This window comes from Saccharopolyspora kobensis (assembly GCF_900108315.1).
In the GTDB taxonomy this organism is placed as follows: domain Bacteria; phylum Actinomycetota; class Actinomycetes; order Mycobacteriales; family Pseudonocardiaceae; genus Saccharopolyspora; species Saccharopolyspora kobensis.
In genome coordinates this window covers 723,403-741,467 of record NZ_FNVB01000003.1, presented here as the reverse complement: position 1 = coordinate 741,467, position 18,065 = coordinate 723,403, and the positions used below count along the sequence as shown (strand labels likewise).

Below are 18,065 nucleotides of genomic sequence, written 5' to 3'. Positions count from 1 at the left end.
AACACATGAGCCTGTTCCGTTCCGTTCCGGTGCTGCTGGCCGCGAGTGCGCTTGCGATGGGCCTTTCCGCGGGAACCGCCGCAGCCGCCGGCGGTGAGGTCGTCGTCTTCGAGACGGAGATGCAGGAGCTGACGACCTACACCGCTCCGGAGGGCTGCCACAAGCTCCCGATGGCGGCGCACGTGCTGGTGAACAACACCGACCAGCCGGTGAAGATCTACGGCGACCCGTTCTGCATGACGCCGTCCGTCACGGTTCAGCCCGGCTACGGCTCGCACGTCGCACCCGGCAGCGGGAGCTTCTCGGCATGAGCCGTAGGGCAGCAGCAATGGCATCGACACATCCGTTGGAGACCCGCGTTGTCGCTTGATCTCGTCGTCGTAGGACTCGGCTACGTCGGGCTGCCGCTGGTGGTCTGGGCGGCCGAGGCCGGTCTGGCCACGGCTGGGCTCGACATCTCCGATGCGGTGGTGGAGGGGCTCAACGCCGGCCGCTCGCACGTCGGGGACGTCTCCCGCGAGGCGGTCGCCGAACTCCTCGCGAGCGGGTTCCGGGCGGGTACCGACCCCGCGGTGATCGGCACTGCGGACACCGTGGTGATCTGCGTGCCCACCGGGTTGTCCGACGACGGGGAGCCCGATCTCGCGGCGGTGCGCTCGGCGGCGTGCGCGGTGGCCGAGCACCTGCGGCCGGGAATGCTGGTGGTGCTGGAATCCACGTCGTACCCGGGCACCACGGAGGAGACGGTCCTGCCGTTGCTGGAGGAGCGCAGCGGGCTGGCGGTGGGTTCCGACTTCCACCTGGTGTTCTCGCCGGAGCGGATCGATCCCGGCAACGCGGCTTTCGGGGTGCGCAACACGCCGAAGGTCGTCGGCGGTGTCACGCCGCTGTGCGCGAAGTACGGCGCGACGTTCTACGGCCGGTTCGTGGACTCGGTGGTGGTGGCGCGCGGTACCCGGGAGGCGGAGCTGGCGAAGCTGCTGGAGAACACCTACCGCTACGTCAACATCGCACTGGTCAACGAAGTCTCGCAGTTCTGCGATCAGGTGAACATCGACGTGTGGGACGTGTTGCGCTGTGCGGGGACCAAGCCGTTCGGCTACGTTCCTTTCGACCCGGGGCCCGGCGTCGGCGGGCACTGCATCCCGATCGACCCGCTGTACCTGGCGAGCAAGGCCCGCGAGGAGGGCTTCACCTTCGACGTGCTGAGCGCGGCGCGCGAGGTGAACGACCGGATGCCGCGACACGTCGTCGACCGGGCGGAGGAACTGCTGCGGGAGAAGCCGATCCGGGATGCCCGGGTGCTGCTGCTCGGAGTGACCTACAAGCGCGACGTCGCCGACACCCGGGAGTCCCCGGCGTTCCCGGTGGCGCGCGAGCTGTGCAGGCGTGGCGCGGAGGTGCTGTTCCACGACCCGCACGTGGACACGTTCACTGTGGACGAGGTCGAGCTGTCCAAAGTGGATGACGTCGAAGCCGAGTTCGCCTCGGCGGACCTGGCGATCCTGTTACAGGCGCACGCGGAGTACAACACCGGAATGCTGTCCAGGGCCGCGTGCCCGTTGCTGGATACCCGCGGCGTGCTCGCGGGTGAGCAAGCGGCTCGGATGTGAGTCGCGACCAACACAGACCTGCGCGGGTGGCGCAAGTCCCCGCGTTGGGGGCGGGAAGACCTTCCTGTCCTGTTTTCCCAATGATGATAGAAGAAATGGGAGTGTGACCAATGGCCAATGCCATCGCCACCGAGCGGCTGCGCAAGCGCTTCGCGAAGTGGGACGCCGACGGCAGCGGAAGCCTGGAGCGGTCCGACTTCGAGCAGGAGGCGGCGGAGATCGCTCAGGCGTTCGGCAAGAGCGCGACCAGCCCGCAGGCCCGCGCGCTGACCGACGCGTTCACCTCGATGTTCGAGCAGGTCGCCAAGGGCGCCGGCTCGCTGAGCGAGGAGCAGTTCATCGCGGCGGCCGGCCCGCTCGTCGAGGCTGGTGCCGAGAGCAAGTTCGACCAGGTGCTCGGCCCGGTTGTGAAGGGCGTCGTCGGTCTCTGCGACCAGAACAACGACGGCCAGATCAACGGCGAGGAGTTCGCGACCTGGCTGATCGCGGTCGGTGTGGACGAGTCGAAGACCGCCACCCTGTTCGAGCAGGTCGACAAGGACGGCAACGGTGAGCTGTCCGTCGACGAGCTGCTGGCCGTCGTGCGTGACTTCCACTACGGCAAGTCCGACGTCGAGCTGCTCGGCTGAGCTTTGCTGTGAAGCGGATGGCCGGTGGCGTTGGGGTGCCGGTCATCCTCTCCTCCGCTGTGCCGTTGTTTCTCTCTGCGGGGCCCCTTCTGGTCTCCGCGGGTTCCTGGTGCGTCGTTCTCATCGTTCGACGGCCGGGTTCGGTCGTGGGTTCCCTGACAGCCGGGTCTTCTGCTGTCAGGGAACCCACGGGTATTGGGGCGCCTTTGTTTCCACTCTTGTGTTTTCAAGGTGCGTACTACTGATGTCGTTGTGTTGTGCTGGGCGTCATCCCCGTGGTTTGGGGATTGTGCGCTGTGGCCCCGGATGTCACGGGGATGACCCGGTATGGAACGGGTCCCGTTTGTGGACGGCGGATCGTGGAGTGCGGGTGGCGGCGGCCTCTGCGGGTTGTGTGGTGAATGGCTCCGTCGCCGGTGAGCGGCGTGCCGGGTTGCTGTGGTGTGCGGGCTCGCGGTGGATGGCGACGTGGCGGACGAGGGCAGTGGTGCTGGTCGTTTCGGGCTGAGCGGTGGTGGGTTGGTTCGTCATCGGTGGCTGCCCTTTCCTTGTTGGGTCGGAATTTCGGCTCTGTTGTTTGGTCGGTGGGCAGGGCGGGGTGCCCACCCAAGACCGGGGTGAGGTGATCAGGTGCTCGCCAGGGATCTGGACGTTGGCGGGCGGCTTTCTGGTGGTGTGTTCAGGTGGTGGAGGGCGTGGTGGTGTGTGGCGGGTTGGGCTTTCCCACCGGGCTTCGGTGTGCGTGCCGGATCGAGGTCTGTCGGTGGTGTGAAAACCGGGCGGCCACGTTGTAGCTCGATGTGCCAGTGGTGGTTGTGGATGGTGCGGTGGTGGTGGGCGCACAGCATGACCATGTTGTCGAGGCTGGTGGGGCCGCCGTCGATCCAGTGCACGATGTGATGGGCCTGCGGCGTCCCCGCCGGGTGATCACATTCGGGGAAGGCGCAGACACCGTCGCGGGCCAGTAGTGCGGCCCGGATGTGGGTCGGCGCGGTCCGTTGCAAGGTTCCGACGTCCAGGGGCAGGCTGTCGCCACCCAGGACCATGGGCAGGACTTCGCAGTCGCAGGCGATCCTGCGCACGGTTTGCGGGCTGACATACTGGCCGGTGCTCTCCAGCGTCCCCGCACCACCAGCGACGAACTCGCCGCCGTTGGTGGGGAGTTGGTTTTTCAGCTGGGTGTAGTCGATGGTGACGGTCAGGTGCGGCTTCTGCCCACCGGTGCGCGGCATTCCATCGGTGTCCAGCACCAGGTCGAGCAGTGTGGACAGGCCGTCGGCGTTGCGCTGCCCGACCGTGCGCGGGTCCTTGATGTCGTCGGTTTCCGGGCGGGGTGCGGCCAGCGGTTGCAGGGCGGTGACGAACTTCGCCCCAGTCTCGCGGTCCAGCCGGGCCTTGATCACCAGCATCCCGTCACGAGCCGTCGCATAGTGCAACTCACGGGATTCGAACTGTGCCCACTCGTCCGCCACAGCACCGTCAGCGTCGAGCGTGTAGCGCACCCGGTCGGCCAACTTCTCCAGATCACGGGGGCACTGACGGCAGGCGTTGTCCACCAGCAATCGTTCCACCTCACCGGCCTGGTGCCGGACGTGCTCGGGCAGACGGGTCAGGCAGCGGGAGATCACCCGCGCATGCTCCAGCCCAATGACGCCGTCGGCCAGGGCTTGCCCGGTTTCCGGGAGTGCAACGACATCTACTCCCGTGGTGTCTGCGGCAGCATCGGCGTCGGTGGGCGCGGCCGGAGTGGTGGCGGTGGCGATACGGACCCGGTTCGTGGCGTCCTGGCCGTCGATGTTGAGCAGGGTCTGCAACCACACCTGCGTCGAACGCGCACCACAAACGGTGTGCAGACGGCGGCGGTCGGCCTCGGCGATCAACCGCAGCTGCTGCATGCGGGCCTGGCGGATCCGCTGTTCCACCTCCCCGATCCGGGAGACCAGTTCCTCATCGGAAAGGGAGTGCACCGCAGACGACCACACCCCACCCGGCGCGGGCACATCCCACGCGGGCAAGGCGGACACGACCACACCCGCGCCAGCGCCGGGCGTCGCGTCCTGGGAAGCCATCAGCGGTGTCATGCATCAAATTCTCCCAAGGATCGAACGTGGTTTCGAGCGAATAACCGTCCCACAATCAGGTGAACACAACACTCTTCAAACGCGAAAACCCTTGCCTCGCAGCATAAATCCTCCGAAGAGGACGGGGGATGGCTCGGCGTGTCGTTGACCTGCACGCAGGCGCAAACGTGAATCCCTGAGCGTCCTAATAGGGCTATGCGGGCTGCTTCGGCGACGGCTGAGCCCGGTCGCTCGACGGCCAGGCCCGAATCTGAACCCGCCGGTCCCACACCACTGCAACCCCCGCACTCCACCTTGGCGGTGACGGAGCGATCCACGACTCAACCTGAAACGGCCCCGGCCACCTGCACCACGCCGACCCGCGAACCGAAACCACCGATCACGCCGAAATCGACCGAAACCTCAAGCCCAGCGGAGGCTATCGCCCAGCGCAGGAACCAACCGGCAGGAGGGCCTGGGTGAAAGCGACCGGCATCTCCGGCTGCAGCTCCAGGTCCGCACCGGTCACGGGGACCTCGGTGTTGATCAGGATGTTGTAGTGGTTCGGGAAGTGGCAGGCGTCGAACCCGAGCACGGTCCCGATGCGCTGGTCACCGATCCAGAACTCGTCGCCGCGGTCGATCACGCCGGCGCAGCCGATCTCGGCGAAGCCGAGGAAGCCGACCCGGTCGATCCGCGTTCCCGGCTCGGTGTCCTGGTGGTCGGTGGTCACCAGCTCGTGCACCTCGCCGCGCTGCACGCAGCGGCTGGCGTGCGGTTCGAGCGCCATGCCGCGCTGGTCGCGGCGGTGCACCAGCACCTTCACCAGCGTTCCGGTCAGCGCTCGCTTGGGGCCGTCCTCTGCCAGGTTCACTTCGTCTCCTCCGCGATGAGGGCCGGTTCGCGTAGTTCTGCTCGGTAGGTCGCGTCGACCAGCTCCAGGGCGGCGAGTCCGCCGGTGGTGGTCGGGGCTGGTGCGGCGATGGCCGTGGCGAAGTCGTCGAGGATGCCGAAGTACTCGTGCCACAGCGAGGATTTGAACTCCTCGTGCCCGGCCAGCATGTCGGCCGAGAGCCGGGTTCCGTCGGCGAGGAGGACCTCGACGTCCTTGGTCTCACCGGGGTGCGACCAGTCGAGTTCGACGGTCGCCGGGATGCCGGATGCCGAGCGCAGCCTGATGGTGGCTTGGCGGTCGGTACCGGCCGCGTCGCGCGCGATGTTGGCGCGCGCCACTTCGACCTCGCCCAGGAACAGCCGGACCAGGTCGAATGCGTTCGGGCCGTTGTCGGCCACGCATCCGCCGCCGCACCGCTGCGGGTCCAGGTACCACGTGTCGCCGCCGATGTGCTCCTCGATGAGTTCGAGGTAGCGGACTCGCAGCGCGATGATGTCGCTGCGCCGGCGGGTCTGTTCGAGCAGGTGCAGCACGTTGTCGTTGTAGCGGCGGTGGAACGCGGTGAACAGCGGAACTCCCGCGGCCTCGGAGAACCGCACCAGGTCGTTCCCGTCGTCGAGCGACACCGCCAGCGGCTTCTCAACGCACACCGGGATTCCCCGGCGCAGCGCGTCGCCGCACACCTCGGCGTGCACGTCGTTGGGCACCGTCACCACCACAGCGTCCAGCTCGGATTCGCGCAGCATCGTGCGGTGGTCCTGGTAGCACGGCGTGCGGCCGCGGTGCGGTTCGAGTGCTGCCTCGCGGACGTCGCAGACCGCTGCGAGCTCCCAGTCGGGCAGTTCGGTGATGGCGTGCAGGTAGTACTTCGAGATCGCGCCGAGACCGACGACTCCGATCCGGCGGCTCATCGTCCGGCCACCGGCTGGCGGCCGCGCAGTCCCAGTTCGAGGAGTTCGCGGTGGACGTGCTCGCGGATCGGGACTCCGTTGCGCAGCCGCTCGGCGGCTCGCTCCGCCTCCCACCAGCCGGGGTAGCGGACTTCCCGGTCCGCGGACGGGCAGTCGAGCAGGGTGCTGAACATCGCCTGCGCGTCGAGGTCGAACCGGCCGGGCTCGCGGAGCAGGTCCGGGGCGATGGCCAGGACGAAGTAGCCGATGTCGTCGTCCCGCCCGTGCGGCCCGCCATCGCCTCGGAGCGCGTCGGGGGACGGGCCGAACGCGGCTCCGGGCAGCAGGGCGGACAGGATCTCCACGACGAGCCCGAGACCGAAGCCCTTGTGGACGCCGTTTTCCGGGGTGCCGCCGAGCCAGCGCAGGTGCGCGTTGCGGCGGTCGAACTCGGCCGGGTCGGTCACCGGGTTCCCGGCGTCGTCGGCCAGCCAGCCCTCGGGGATCGCCTCGCCGCTGCTCGCGGCGGTGCGGATCTTCCCGGTGGGCACCACCGTGGTGCTCATGTCGAGGACGAACGGGTGGTCGGGCAGTGCCGGGGCTGCGACGCTGAGCGGATTGGTGCCCAGCATCGTCAGTGCCCCGAACGGTGGGCGGGCGATGCGCTGACCACCGCAGTTGCTCGCGACGATGCCGACCATCCCGTGCGTGGCCGCACGAGCGGCGTGGAAGCCCGCGCAGCCGAAGTGCGTGGCGCCGCGCACCGACACCAGGCCGATGCCGTACCGGCCGGCGCGCGCGACGGCGTCGTCCATCGCTTCGGAGGCCGACCACAGGCCCAGCGCGCGGCGCGCGTCGACGACCGCGCAGGCGCCGAGGTCGGTCGTGGTCTCCGGCTCGGCGGCGGGATCGACCCGGTCGGTGGCGAACAGCCGCAGGTACAGGCGGGTCAGGTTGAACACGCCGTGCGAGTCGAAGCCGCAGAGGTCGCCGTGGCAGAGCGCGGCGGCCGCGGTGATCGCGCGCTCCAGCGGCACACCTCGTTCGGTGAACAGCCGGGTGACGAACGAGTGCAGTTCGTCGTAGGGCACGCGGACGCGTGCGTCATGCGGAGGCATCGAGAATTCCCTTTCTCGGAGCGGTATCGCGGTGGTGCTCGGCAAATCCGGTGATCAGTGCGGACACGGCGGCGGCGAAGTCCCGCAGCTCGTCCAGCTCGGCGTACTCGCCCTCGGCGTGCGCGTTGTTGCCCTCCAGCGATCCGGGCCCCAGCACCGCCGTGTAAGCGTCGGGTTGCCCGGCCATCCAGATGGCGTCGCAGGTGAAGGCCGGTTCGTCGTCGGGCCAGCGGGCCGCGCCCGCGCGGGTGAGCAGTTCTTCGGCCCACGGGTCGGCGTTGTCCAGGCTCGGCAGGCCGCGCTTGAGCCACTCCAGCTCGGTGCAGGCGATCGCCTCCGCCGCGGTGCGCGCGAACTCCCTGGTCCCGGCGAACAGTTCGGTGAACCGCCGCAGCCCGCCGCGAACGGCTTCGCCCAACGCCGCCTCGGCGGCGGCACCTTCGGCCCGGGAACCGTAGGAGAGGTTGAGCAGCAGTTCGCCGCTGCCGTAGACGCGGTTGTGCAGGTGGCCGGTGTGCAGGCCCGCGACGCAGAGCCTGCCGGGCCGGTCCCGCGGGTCGAGTTCGGCGGCGAGGTGCTGGGCGAGGAAGCCGAGCAGCACCGTGGCGTTGTGCCCGGCGTCGGGCCGATCGTCGATCGCGCCGCGGCCGTCGACCCGGACGCGGGCGGTCATCGACGCCGTGCTGCGGGGCAGGTAGCGCATCCCGGTCGGCTCGCAGAAGATGTTCAGCCGCCCCACGTGCCCTGCCTCGACGAGCGGACGCGTGCCGAAGGTGCCCATCGCGCCGCCCTCCTCGCCCGACACGGCCTGCACGAGCACAGCCACGTCACGGCCCACCGCCGGATCGCGCCGCACCGCGTCCCGGATCCCGGCGAGCAGCGCCACGGCCGGGCCTTTCGCATCGATCGCGCCGCGCCCAGTGATCCGTCCACCGCTCCGGCCGACGGGCTCCAGCCCGGCGACGGTGTCCAGGTGCACGTTGAACATCACGGTGGCCGCGCGCGGCAGTTCCGGGCCGAGTCGCAGCAGCAGGCTCGGCTGCGCAGCGAGGAATTCCGGGTCCTCGGCGGCGCGGCGCACGGTGAGCGGCACGTCCTCGCGGGCCAGGAACTCGGGGCTCGGGCTCGCGTGGCGCACCACTCGGAACCCGATGCCCGCCGCAGCGCTGGCGTAGGCGCGCTGTGCCGCCCAGAGCTGCGGCGGCGGATCGCCCGCCGACGTTTCCAGCAGGCCGATGGTGGGGATGGACAGCAGGTGCAGCAGCAGTTCCTGATCGATGTCGCCGCGCATCAGGAGGCGACCGCTTCCGGACAGGTCCGCAGCAGCTGTTCGAGACGTCGCCCGGCCTGGACGAACAGCTGCGCGGCCGAGCCGTGCGCGCGCAGGCCTTCGTGCGGGCGGGTCGCGAAGTGCGGCTCGATGGACAGCGCACCGGTGTAACCGGTGGCCAGCAGCTGCCGCAGGCAGTCGGTGACCCGGGCGTGGCCGTCGCCCGGCAGCACGTACTCGGCGTGGCCGGGCGCCCCGATCGCGTCCTTGACGTGGACGTGCACCACGTGCGGCAGGATCCGCACCAGCAGCTGGTGGGCGTCGTAGCCGTGGTCGATGCCGTTGCCGACGTCGAAGAGCAGCCGCAGCGACGGGCTGTTCACCTCGCTGATCAGGTGGAGCATCCGCTCGGCGTCCTCACCCGCCCACCCGGCGCAGTTCTCGTGCACCAGGACGACACCGCGCTCGGCCGCGCGCTCGGCCAGCCGCGCGATGCGGTCCAGCACCCGGTCGCGCCAGTCGGCTTCGAGCAGGCCGTCGTTCGGGTAGGACATGATCCGGACGAATCGGGTTCCCAGCTCGGCGCACTGCCCGGCGAGCACGTCGAGCTCGCGCAGGTCGTCGGCGAAGGGGGCGGTGATCGGTCGTGCCCAGTTGCCGATCCGGGATGCGAGGCACACCACGTCGAGCTCGGCGGCGCGGAGGGCCGAGCGCATCGCGGCGAACTGCGCTGCGTCGAGGTCGCCGAGCGCGATGCCGTCCACGGTCCGCAGTTCGACGGCGGACCAGCCCAGTTCGCGGATCGCGGCGATCTGGCCGGGCAGGCCGACCGCCGCTTCGTCGCCGATCCCGGCGAGCCGGTTGACCGCGGATTCACCGCGCATGGCTGGAACTCCTCTCGGCTGCCCGGAGACAGCACTGCTTGGCCTCGGCGAGCAGGCGGACGACGTCGCGGTGCACCTGCAGCGTGGGGTGCTCGATCGGGGACGGGTCCTGGAAGTGCCGGTAGGCGCGCAGCACGAACCGGGTCAGCGCGTCGTCGCGGAACACCTGCCGCTGCCCGTCGACCAGCAGCTGCGCGTGGTCGTCCTGGTCGCTGATCGGGTAGTGGCCGGTGACCTGGCCGCCGGTGAGCTCCACCGTGATCCGCCGCTGCTGGACGGGGGAGGTGAGGTCGGAGGAGAGCTCGCTTGTGACGCCGCTGGTGTGGCGCAGCACCAGGTGCGCGCTGCCCATGGCGGGCAGCACGGCGTCCGGGCCGTGCATGTCGGTCCACGCCGCTCGTTCCACCTCGGCGGGGCCGGCCAGCTGGAGCACCACGCCGAGCGAGTGCGGCAGCTCGACGTCGAAGGCGGTCGGGTGCCCGTGCGTCGTCGCGGAGCGGGTGAACCGGGGCTTGTCCTGGACGAACCGGATCGACCGCAGGTCACCGAGTTCGCCACCGCGGACCAGCGCGGTGATCCGCTCGGTGAGCTCGGCGGCCGTCCAGTGCGACACCACCACGAGGTCGAGCCCGTGGCGCAGGCGCAGGGCGTCGATCTCGCGGAGGTCGCCGAGCCCGGTGGCGAGCGGCTTCTCCACGATGGCCCGGCGAAAACCGTGTTGGGCCAAACGGGTGAGCACGGCGGCGCGGGTGTCCGGCGGCGTGCAGACGTGCACGACGGTGCGCTGCGGATCCAGCACTTCCGCCGCCGCTGCGAGGGATTCGGTGGTGATCGCGCCGCGCAGGTCGTGGCGCGCGCCCGGTGCCGGATCGCAGCCGACCACCGGGCCCGGGTGGAACAGTTCGGGGGCCGCGGCCCGTGCCTTGGTCAGAACCCGCAGGTGCAGGCCGGCGCCCGCGCGGCCGAGGCCGAGCACGAGTGCGTGCAGCATGAACGTCCTTTGTGGATGGAGGTGGGGGTGCGACGATGTTCGTCTACATAGGACGAAATGACTTCGATCGCGACCGGAACTCTACCCATCGCTGAAATCGCTTCGAATCTGGGGATAATCTCCGCAACATACGTAACCGGTATGGGTGAAAAAGTGGAGTGATCAACCGAAGAGTTGGTGATCTGAGTTGCTCCTCGGCTAGTTTCGTGCCTGTCTCGATCAGTTCAGCACCCAGTCAGGAGTGTGGTCTTCTTGTCCCGCGGGACGCAAACCCCCGGGCTCCGGCAGGAGGGCGCGGCGGATCCGATCCCGTTCTTCTCGCAGGCCCGCACGTTCGACCGGCTCTGGCCGGACATCGGTGCGCGGGTCGAGGAGGTCTTCGACAGCGGGAAGTTCTCCCACGGGCGCCAGGTCGCCGAGTTCGAGCGGGGCCTCGCCGACTACACCGGCGCCCGCTTCGCGGTGGGCGTCAACAGCGGAACCGACGCGCTGGTCCTGCTGCTGCGCGCCGCAGGCCTGCAGCCGGGTGACGAGGTGATCGTCCCGGTCTACTCCTTCGTCGCCACGGCGACCTCGGTCGTGCTGGCCGGCGGTCGCCCGGTCTTCGCCGACGTCGACCCGGTCACCTACGCGCTGGACCCGGCCGAGGTCGACCGCGTCGCCGGGCCGCGCACCCGGTTCGTGCTGCCCGCGCACCTGTTCTGCCAGATGGCCGACATGGCCGCGCTGTCCGAGATCGCCGAGCGGCGGGGGCTGACCGTGCTGGAGGACAGCGCGGAAGGCATCGGCATGCGGCAGCGCGGAGTCCACGCCGGGCTGCACGGCGCTGGCGGCGTCCTGTCGTTCTTCCCGTCGAAGACGCTGGGCGCGCTGGGCGACGCGGGCGCGGTGCTCACCGACGACCCGCGGATCGCCGAGCTGGTGTCCGGGCTGCGCCACCACGGGCGGTTCGGCCGCACCATCGACAACTTCCCCGGCATCGCCACCGAAACCGGGATGGTGGGCACCAACAGCAAGATGGACGACATCCAGGCCGCCGTGCTGTCGGCCAAGCTGACCTGCCTGGACGCCGACATCGCTCGCCGCGCGGAGCTCGCCGCGGCCTACCGGCGGCGGCTGACCGGGGTGCCCGGCGTCGTCCGGTTGCCGGAGATCGCCGACACCGCACCGGATTCCGCCGGCGTCTGGTACGTGTACCTGATCGAGGTCGAGCACCGCGACGAGCTGGTGGCCCACCTGGACCGGTGCGGGATCGGCACCGAGAGCTACTACCCGGTGCCGTTCCACCTGCAGCCGTGCTTCGCCGGGCACGGCCACCGGCGCGGCGACTTCCCGCGCGCGGAGGCCGCGAGCGAGCGGGCGGTGGCGCTGCCGCTGTACCCGGACCTCACCCTCGACCAGCTGGACCGGGTGTGCGCGGCGATCAGCGACTTCGGTGCCCGGAGGTGCGCCTGATGGAACCCGCGATCCCCTTCTTCCCGCCGGACCTGTTCGAAGGCGACCGCAAGGTCATGCTCGACCTCATCCGCGAGATCGCCACCGCGCCCGAGCAGAAGTTCATCCTCGGCGAGCACACCCGGCGCTTCGAGGAGGTGCTGCGCGAGTCGCTCGGTGCCGCCGACGTGGTGGCCTGCGGCAGCGGCACCGCCGCGCTCGGCCTCGTGCTGCGCGCGATGGAGATCGGCCCGGGCGACGAGGTCGTGGTGCCCGCGTTCGGCTGCGCGCCGCTGGCCTCGGCGGTGCTGGAGGTCGGCGCGCAGCCCGCGTTCGCCGACATCGACCGGCGCACCATGGTCGTCGACCCGGACTCCGTCGAGCGGCTGATCAACCACCGCACCAGGGCGATCATGCCGGCGCACATGTTCTCGGTGATGGCCGACATGCCGCGGCTGGCGGCGGTGGCCGAGCGGCACGGCGTGCGGTTGCTGGAGGACTCCGCCGTCGCGCAGGGCGCGGTGCTGGACGGCACGCCCGCCGGGATGTGGGGCGAGGCGGGCGTCTTCTCCTTCGTGCAGGTGAAGTCCTTCGGCATGCCGGGCGAGGGCGGCGCGGTGGTGACCCGGGACGCCGAGCTCGGGCACCGGGTGCGGGTGCTGCGCAACCACGGCCAGGACGGGCAGCGGTTCGTGCACCAGGTCATCGGCACCAACAGCCGGTTCGACGAGATCCAGGCGGCCTTCCAGCTGCACCGGTTCGCAGCCTTCCCGGAACGGTTGGAGCGCCGGGCCGCGATCGCCGACCACTACACCGCGCGGTTCGCACCGCTGGCCGACCGCGGCATCGTCGCACCACCGCCAGGCCGGGAGGGGCGCTGCTACTACGTCTACTGCCTGCAGGTCGAAGGGCGCGACGAACTGCGCGAGCACCTCGCGGAGCGCGGCATCGCCTCGCACGTCTACTACCCGCAGCCGCTCCCGCGCCAGGCCGCGTTCGCCCCGCACGCCCCGGCCGGCGGGTGCTGGCCGAACGCCGAGCACGCGAGCGAGCGGATCCTGGCGCTGCCGATCTACCCGCACCTCACCGACGCGGACGTCGCGCGCATCGCCGACGCCGTCTGCGAATTCGGCGACCGACGGAGGAACGCCAACCATGACCAGTGACGTCAACCTCGTCCGCGGCACGGGCCCGGAGGCCCGGCAGGAGAGCAAGTTCCGCAGCTACCTGCGGCTGGGCAAGCTCGACGTGTTCGACTACTACATCGGCATCCTGGTGGTCTCCGCCGCGGTGCTGCTGCCGGTCGCGGCGGTGGCGCCCGGCACCGTGCCGATGCTGCTGCTGTTCCTGGCGGGCGAGGTCTGCACCATCGTCGCGATGGTCGCCCTCGACGACGTGACCGGCTACCGCGACGGCAGCGACATCGAGAACTACGGCCCCAACAATCCGCTGCGCAAGAAGCTGCGCAAGCCGCTGGTGGCCGGGACGCTGACCGAGGCCGAGGCGATGCGGTTCGCCTGGATCACGGCCTGCGCCGGTGCGCTGCTGTGGGCCGGTGCGATCGCGGTGGCACCCCACCGTCCGATGTGGACCGTGGTGCTGATCGCCGCCACCTACGTCATCTCGCTGCAGTACTCCTACGGGATGAAGCTGAGCTACCACGGGTTCCAGGAGGCGTTCCTGGTCGCGCTCGGGGTGGCGCTGGTGTTCGGGCCCTACGGCCTGGCGACCGGGGAGTTCTCCGGCTTCCTGCTGGTGCAGGCGGTGCTGTTCGGCATGGGGCCGCTGATGTTCGGGGTGTACTCCAACACCAACGACGTCGAGGGCGATCGGGCGGTCGGGCGGCCGACGGTGGCCGCGCTGACCTCGCCGCGCGGCAACGCGATCTTCATCGGCGCGCTCTCGGCGGGCGAGTTCGTGCTCGTCGCGGCGGCATCGCTGACCGGAGTGGCGCCCGCGTGGTTCGTCCTGCTCATGCTGCCCGCGACCATCCTGCGCGCCCGCCAGTACTACCTGGGCTTCGGCCGCGGTGACATCATGCGCGCCCGCAAGCTCGGCTTCACCGTGCACCGCACCTACGTCGCGCTGCTGGTCCTGGCGAACCTGCTGATCGGAACGGGGATCCTCGCGTGAGCAACCATGAGGGGCGTCCTGTGCCAACTCCAGTTCCGCCCGACCGCACCCCAGGGGACCGTGACGCAGCTCAGCCACCAGAAACCGCGATACGCGAGAGCAGTCCCGAACGCGACCACCACAGTGAATCGCGGAGAGGCGGGACAGACCTGGACGTCGCGGTGGTCGGCGCCGGTCTCGCCGGGCTGACGGCGGCGCACGAACTGCGGCGGGCCGGTCTGTCGGTGCGGGTGTTCGAAGCCGCGCCGCAGGTCGGCGGGCGGATGACCAGCGCGCGTCACGACGGCTGGACCATCGACACCGGGGCCGAGCAGATCTCCCCGAGCGGCTACCGGGCGACCTGGGAGCTGATCTCCCGGCTCGGGCTGACCGAGGACGAGGTGCCGCGCATCGGACGGCCGCTGGCGGTCTGGCGCGACGGGCAGGCGCACGCCGGAGTCGCCGAGGCGCGCGCGCTGCTCAGCGGCGCCGGCCTGTCCTGCCGCGCGCACCTCGACCTGATCCGCTTCCAGGCGTGGGCGTTCCGGCACCGCGGGGACTTCGACGACGACCGACCCGAGCGCAGCCTGCTGGCCGCCGAGACCGTCGCCGACTTCGCCCGCCGCTACCACCCGGACCTGCACGACTACCTCTTCCAGCCGGTCGCCGGGAGCTTCTTCGGCTGGAACACGGAGCGATCGTCGGCGGCGGTCATGGTGAACCTGCTGCTGTCGGTGGGCACCGCGGGCACCTGGTGCACCTACCGCGACGGCATGGACACGCCGGCCCGCCTGCTGGCCGCCGAGCTGGACGTCGCGACCCGGCAGCAGGTGCACCAGGTCATCGCCGACGACGGCGGCGCCCGCCTGCAGACCGGTGAGGACGTGGTCACCGCCCGCTCGGTGCTGCTGTGCGTACCGGCTCCCGTCGCCGCCGAGCTGCACGCGAACCCACCGGCGGAAGAAGCCGAGTTCCTCGCCGCGTGCAGCTTCACCCCGGCGCTGAAGGTGAGCTGCCTGCTGGACGCGCCGCTGTCCGTGCCCGGCGGCGACCGGCCGTACGTGCTGCTCACGCCCGCGGTGGAGGAACAGGTGCTGTCGGCGATCGTGCTCGACCACGAGAAGCACCCCGGCCGGGCACCGGCGGGCAAGGGCCTGCTGACGCTGATGGCCAACGCCGCGACGATCCCGGACCTGCTGTCGGCCCCGGACGCGGAGATCATCGACCGGCTGACCCGTGCGGTGCCGCGCTACCTCCCGGGCTTCGAGGCGGTCAACCGGCAGAACTTCGTGCACCGCCACCGCTTCGGGCTGCCCGAGGCCTCCCCGGCCGCAGTGCACCGGCGGGCCCGGTTCATGGCCCGCCCGGTCGGCCCGGTCGACTACGCGGGTGACTGGGTCATGCTGCGCCCGGCGAGCGAAGGCGCGGTGCGCGCCGGAGCGCTCGCCGCGTCGCGAGTCCTCAGCAGGCTCCGCCCGCTGGTGCGACCGGTGTTCAGCAAGCGCCTGCCGATCCGGACCGAGGACCTGGAGAACTCCCGTTGAGACCGCATGACATGGGTGTGCTCTTCGACGAGTGCGCCGCGCGCCGCACCGCCACCACCGTGCACCTGGACCGGCCGTTCGACATCGCCCCGGACGGGGGCACGGAGTACGGCGCGGCGGCGCTGGCCGGGCTCGTCCGCGACGCCGCCGGCTGGCTGTCGGCCGCCGGTGCGGGGCGCGGTGACCGGGTGGCGATCCTGAAGGACAACCACTGGGACTACGACCTGCTCGCCTGCGCCGCGACGCGGGTCGGTGCGGTGCCTGCGCAGCTGTCCGCCCAGCTGTCCCCGGAGGCGTTGGCGATCCTGCTCGAACGACTCTCACCTGCGGTGCTGATGACCACCGCCGGTCAGCTGGAGCGGTGCCGCGCGGCGGGAACCGACCTGACCTCCCTCGCCCGCGTCACGGTGACCTCGGACGTCGCGGCGCCCGGCGCGGTGCACCTCGATCAGGTGCGCGGGGGCCGGGTGCCGGCTCCGCAGCGGCGCGGCGAGGACGAGCCGCTGGTGATCGACCACACCTCCGGCACCACCGGCGTGCCGAAGCTCGTGGTCCACTCGACCCGCACGATCATCGGCGAGCTGGCCCGGTTCGAGGCGCGGCGGATGCCCAAGATCGGCGTCCGGGGCGATGACGTCGTGGCCACCGCCAGCTCCTACGCGCACGGCCGCACGTTCTGCTGGACCGCCGTGGTGATGAGCATGGCGCCTCGCGAGGTCGTGATCCTGACCGGCCAGGACCCGAACCGCGCCGACCCGGTGCTGCGAGCGCACCCGCCCACGATCATGGAGGGCCTGCCCGCGTCCTACGTGCGGTTCCGGCCGCTGACCGAACGCCTCGACAACCCGTTCCGCCGGGTCAGGCTCTACATCAGCACCTACGACGCGGTGCACCCGCCGACGATCCGCGCCTACCTGACCGCCAGCCGGCAGCGGAACCCGCTGTGGATGGACGGCTGGGGGCAGACCGAGACCGGGCCGCTCACCTTCCGCTTCCACACCCGCCGGTCGCTGGCCCGCCGCCAGGCGGCGCACGACGTCGGACGCCCGATCCCGGTCAAGACCCGGCTGCGGCTGGTCGATCCGGACACCTTCCGCCCGGTGCGCCCCGGGCGGCCCGGGCTCGTGCTGGCCCGCACCGCGGCCCGCTGCCTGGACTACCTCGGCGAGACCCAGCGCTGGGCGGACAAGCAGGTGGGCGAGTGGTGGATCACCGGCGACCTCGGCGTTCGCCGGTGGGACGGCAGCGTGCGGCTGCTGGACCGCGAGGTCGACCGCACGCCCGACGGCAGCTGCCTGGAGATCGAGGACGCCCTCGAGGACCGGTTGCCGGAAGCGCTGGAGTGCGTGCTGCTCGCCGAACCGGGGAAGCCACCGCTGCCCGTGATCATCACCGCCGACGGGACCCTTTCACCCGCCGCGTGGCGGCGCGCGTCCCGGCGACTGCCGCGGATGCGGGAGCCGGTGTCGTTGCGCTGGGACGAAGTGCCCCGCACCGGCACCGCCAAGGTGCGCCGCATGGACCTGCGCGAACAGCTGACCGGCAGCACCGCCACGTGCGGCACCGGCCGATGGACTTGAGGGCACTGCCGGCGTGGCCGTCCTCGCCTTTGCAAGCGGCGGCAGCCGCTTTGAGTACGTACGCAGGGCGACCACCCGCGGGTTCTGAGCGCTTTCCTGGCGAGGACGGCCCCTCCGCCGTGCATTCGTTCATGCACCAGGAGGGGCGCCCGCAGTCCGGGGAAGCACTCAGGTTCCGCCAAGCGACCACCCGAGCAAGCCATTGACCACCAAGCTCTGAGGGGAACTGCAGTGACGCACGTCCGGACCGCCCCCGGCGGCTACGTCTTCGACAACCACAACCCGCACAGCGGCGAGCAGCACCGGTGCCTGGCCGCCGCGTACGACCCGCTGACGACCGAGCGGCTCGCCGCCACCGGCGTCGGCGAGGGCTGGCACTGCCTGGAGGTGGGCTGCGGCGGCGGGAGCGTGGCGCGGTGGCTCGCCGACCGGGTCGGGCCGACCGGGAGCGTGCTGGCCACCGACGTGAAGCTGACCGACATCCCGGCACATCCGAACATGTCCACCGCGGAGCACGACATCACCGCCGATCCGCTGCCGGAGGACCACTTCGACCTGATCGTGGCCCGCCTCGTCCTGCAGCACCTCGCCGAGCGGGACGCGGTGCTGGCCAAGCTCGTCCGGGCCCTCAAGCCCGGCGGCTGGCTGCAGATCGACGAGTTCGACACCTCCTACGAGCCGGTGCTGCTCGCGCCCGACGACGAATCCGCGCGGCTGTACGAGAAGTTCCTCGCGGCCAAGAGCGAGCTCATGCGCCGCAACGGCGGCGACCCGTCCTGGGGGCGGAAGGTGGCCCGCGCGATGCGCGCCGCCGGGCTCGTCGACGTCGACCCGCTGCCCAGCGCCCGGCCGCGGCACGCGGGCTCACCCGACATCGGTCTCCAGCTGCACCACACCTACCACCTGTGGGACGGGCTGCTGTCGGTCGGCATGACCGGCGATGAGCTGCACGCGGTCCGCGAGGTGATGCGCGATCCGTCCTTCCGCGCGTCCTCCAGCGTCATCTACTCGGTGCAGGGCCGGAAGGAACAGCACCGTTGACGGC

16 protein-coding genes are annotated in these 18,065 nt (G+C 70.8%); 9 read left to right on the top strand and 7 right to left on the bottom strand.

The window, feature by feature from the left end; all coding sequences use genetic code 11:
* Positions 1–5 precede the first annotated feature (5 nt).
* The 3 genes from C4T78_RS11940 to C4T78_RS11930 all read left to right on the top strand — a co-directional run bounded on the left by C4T78_RS11940 (position 6) and on the right by C4T78_RS11930 (position 2,242).
* Positions 6–311 (top strand): hypothetical protein, encoded by a 306-nt coding sequence (locus C4T78_RS11940; RefSeq protein WP_093357202.1) that lies wholly within the window; start codon positions 6–8, stop codon positions 309–311.
* 48 nt (positions 312–359) lie between these two features.
* Complete coding sequence (locus tag C4T78_RS11935; RefSeq protein ID WP_093357201.1) at positions 360–1,613, top strand: nucleotide sugar dehydrogenase; 1,254 nt, start codon at positions 360–362, stop codon at positions 1,611–1,613.
* 110 nt (positions 1,614–1,723) lie between these two features.
* Positions 1,724–2,242 carry an EF-hand domain-containing protein gene (locus tag C4T78_RS11930; RefSeq protein WP_093357200.1) on the top strand — a complete coding sequence of 173 codons (519 nt, stop codon included), beginning with the start codon at positions 1,724–1,726 and terminating at the stop codon, positions 2,240–2,242.
* 626 nt (positions 2,243–2,868) lie between these two features.
* Here C4T78_RS11930 and C4T78_RS11925 read toward each other — a convergent pair.
* The 7 genes from C4T78_RS11925 to C4T78_RS11895 all read right to left on the bottom strand — a co-directional run bounded on the left by C4T78_RS11925 (position 2,869) and on the right by C4T78_RS11895 (position 10,350).
* Complete coding sequence (locus tag C4T78_RS11925) at positions 2,869–4,323, bottom strand: HNH endonuclease signature motif containing protein (RefSeq protein WP_103908114.1); 1,455 nt, start codon at positions 4,321–4,323, stop codon at positions 2,869–2,871.
* 418 nt (positions 4,324–4,741) lie between these two features.
* A complete protein-coding gene (locus C4T78_RS11920) occupies positions 4,742–5,176 on the bottom strand; it encodes a DUF6917 domain-containing protein (RefSeq protein ID WP_093356876.1) in 435 nt (144 codons plus the stop codon).
* Positions 5,173–6,108: a Gfo/Idh/MocA family protein gene (locus C4T78_RS11915; RefSeq protein WP_093356874.1), complete on the bottom strand. Its 936-nt coding sequence runs from the start codon at positions 6,106–6,108 to the stop codon at positions 5,173–5,175. The genes C4T78_RS11920 and C4T78_RS11915 overlap by 4 nt, the downstream gene beginning before the upstream one ends.
* Positions 6,105–7,205, bottom strand: a complete 1,101-nt coding sequence (locus C4T78_RS11910; protein ID WP_093356873.1) for an Ldh family oxidoreductase — start codon at positions 7,203–7,205, stop codon at positions 6,105–6,107. The genes C4T78_RS11915 and C4T78_RS11910 overlap by 4 nt, the downstream gene beginning before the upstream one ends.
* Positions 7,192–8,496, bottom strand: coding sequence for a M20/M25/M40 family metallo-hydrolase (locus tag C4T78_RS11905; protein ID WP_093356871.1), 1,305 nt, complete (start codon positions 8,494–8,496; stop codon positions 7,192–7,194). Before C4T78_RS11905 ends, C4T78_RS11910 begins: the two co-directional genes overlap by 14 nt.
* The gene (locus tag C4T78_RS11900) at positions 8,496–9,359 is read right to left on the bottom strand and encodes a sugar phosphate isomerase/epimerase family protein (protein ID WP_093356869.1); all 864 of its coding nucleotides are present in this window, start codon (positions 9,357–9,359) and stop codon (positions 8,496–8,498) included. Before C4T78_RS11900 ends, C4T78_RS11905 begins: the two co-directional genes overlap by 1 nt.
* A complete protein-coding gene (locus tag C4T78_RS11895) occupies positions 9,349–10,350 on the bottom strand; it encodes a Gfo/Idh/MocA family protein (protein WP_093356868.1) in 1,002 nt (333 codons plus the stop codon). Before C4T78_RS11895 ends, C4T78_RS11900 begins: the two co-directional genes overlap by 11 nt.
* Before the next feature lie 243 nt (positions 10,351–10,593).
* On the opposite strand from C4T78_RS11895, the gene C4T78_RS11890 reads away from it, so the two are divergent.
* The 6 genes from C4T78_RS11890 to C4T78_RS11865 all read left to right on the top strand — a co-directional run bounded on the left by C4T78_RS11890 (position 10,594) and on the right by C4T78_RS11865 (position 18,061).
* Complete coding sequence (locus C4T78_RS11890) at positions 10,594–11,805, top strand: DegT/DnrJ/EryC1/StrS family aminotransferase (protein WP_374703870.1); 1,212 nt, start codon at positions 10,594–10,596, stop codon at positions 11,803–11,805.
* Positions 11,805–12,950: a DegT/DnrJ/EryC1/StrS family aminotransferase gene (locus tag C4T78_RS11885; protein ID WP_093356866.1), complete on the top strand. Its 1,146-nt coding sequence runs from the start codon at positions 11,805–11,807 to the stop codon at positions 12,948–12,950. The genes C4T78_RS11890 and C4T78_RS11885 overlap by 1 nt, the downstream gene beginning before the upstream one ends.
* Positions 12,940–13,917, top strand: a complete 978-nt coding sequence (locus tag C4T78_RS11880; RefSeq protein ID WP_093356865.1) for a UbiA family prenyltransferase — start codon at positions 12,940–12,942, stop codon at positions 13,915–13,917. The genes C4T78_RS11885 and C4T78_RS11880 overlap by 11 nt, the downstream gene beginning before the upstream one ends.
* 161 nt (positions 13,918–14,078) lie before the next feature.
* Positions 14,079–15,440: a protoporphyrinogen/coproporphyrinogen oxidase gene (locus tag C4T78_RS11875; RefSeq protein ID WP_235863777.1), complete on the top strand. Its 1,362-nt coding sequence runs from the start codon at positions 14,079–14,081 to the stop codon at positions 15,438–15,440.
* 11 nt (positions 15,441–15,451) lie between these two features.
* Positions 15,452–17,020 carry a class I adenylate-forming enzyme family protein gene (locus tag C4T78_RS11870; RefSeq protein WP_093356863.1) on the top strand — a complete coding sequence of 523 codons (1,569 nt, stop codon included), beginning with the start codon at positions 15,452–15,454 and terminating at the stop codon, positions 17,018–17,020.
* A 231-nt stretch (positions 17,021–17,251) separates the two neighbouring features.
* Positions 17,252–18,061, top strand: a complete 810-nt coding sequence (locus C4T78_RS11865) for a class I SAM-dependent methyltransferase (protein WP_093356862.1) — start codon at positions 17,252–17,254, stop codon at positions 18,059–18,061.
* Positions 18,062–18,065 lie beyond the last annotated feature (4 nt).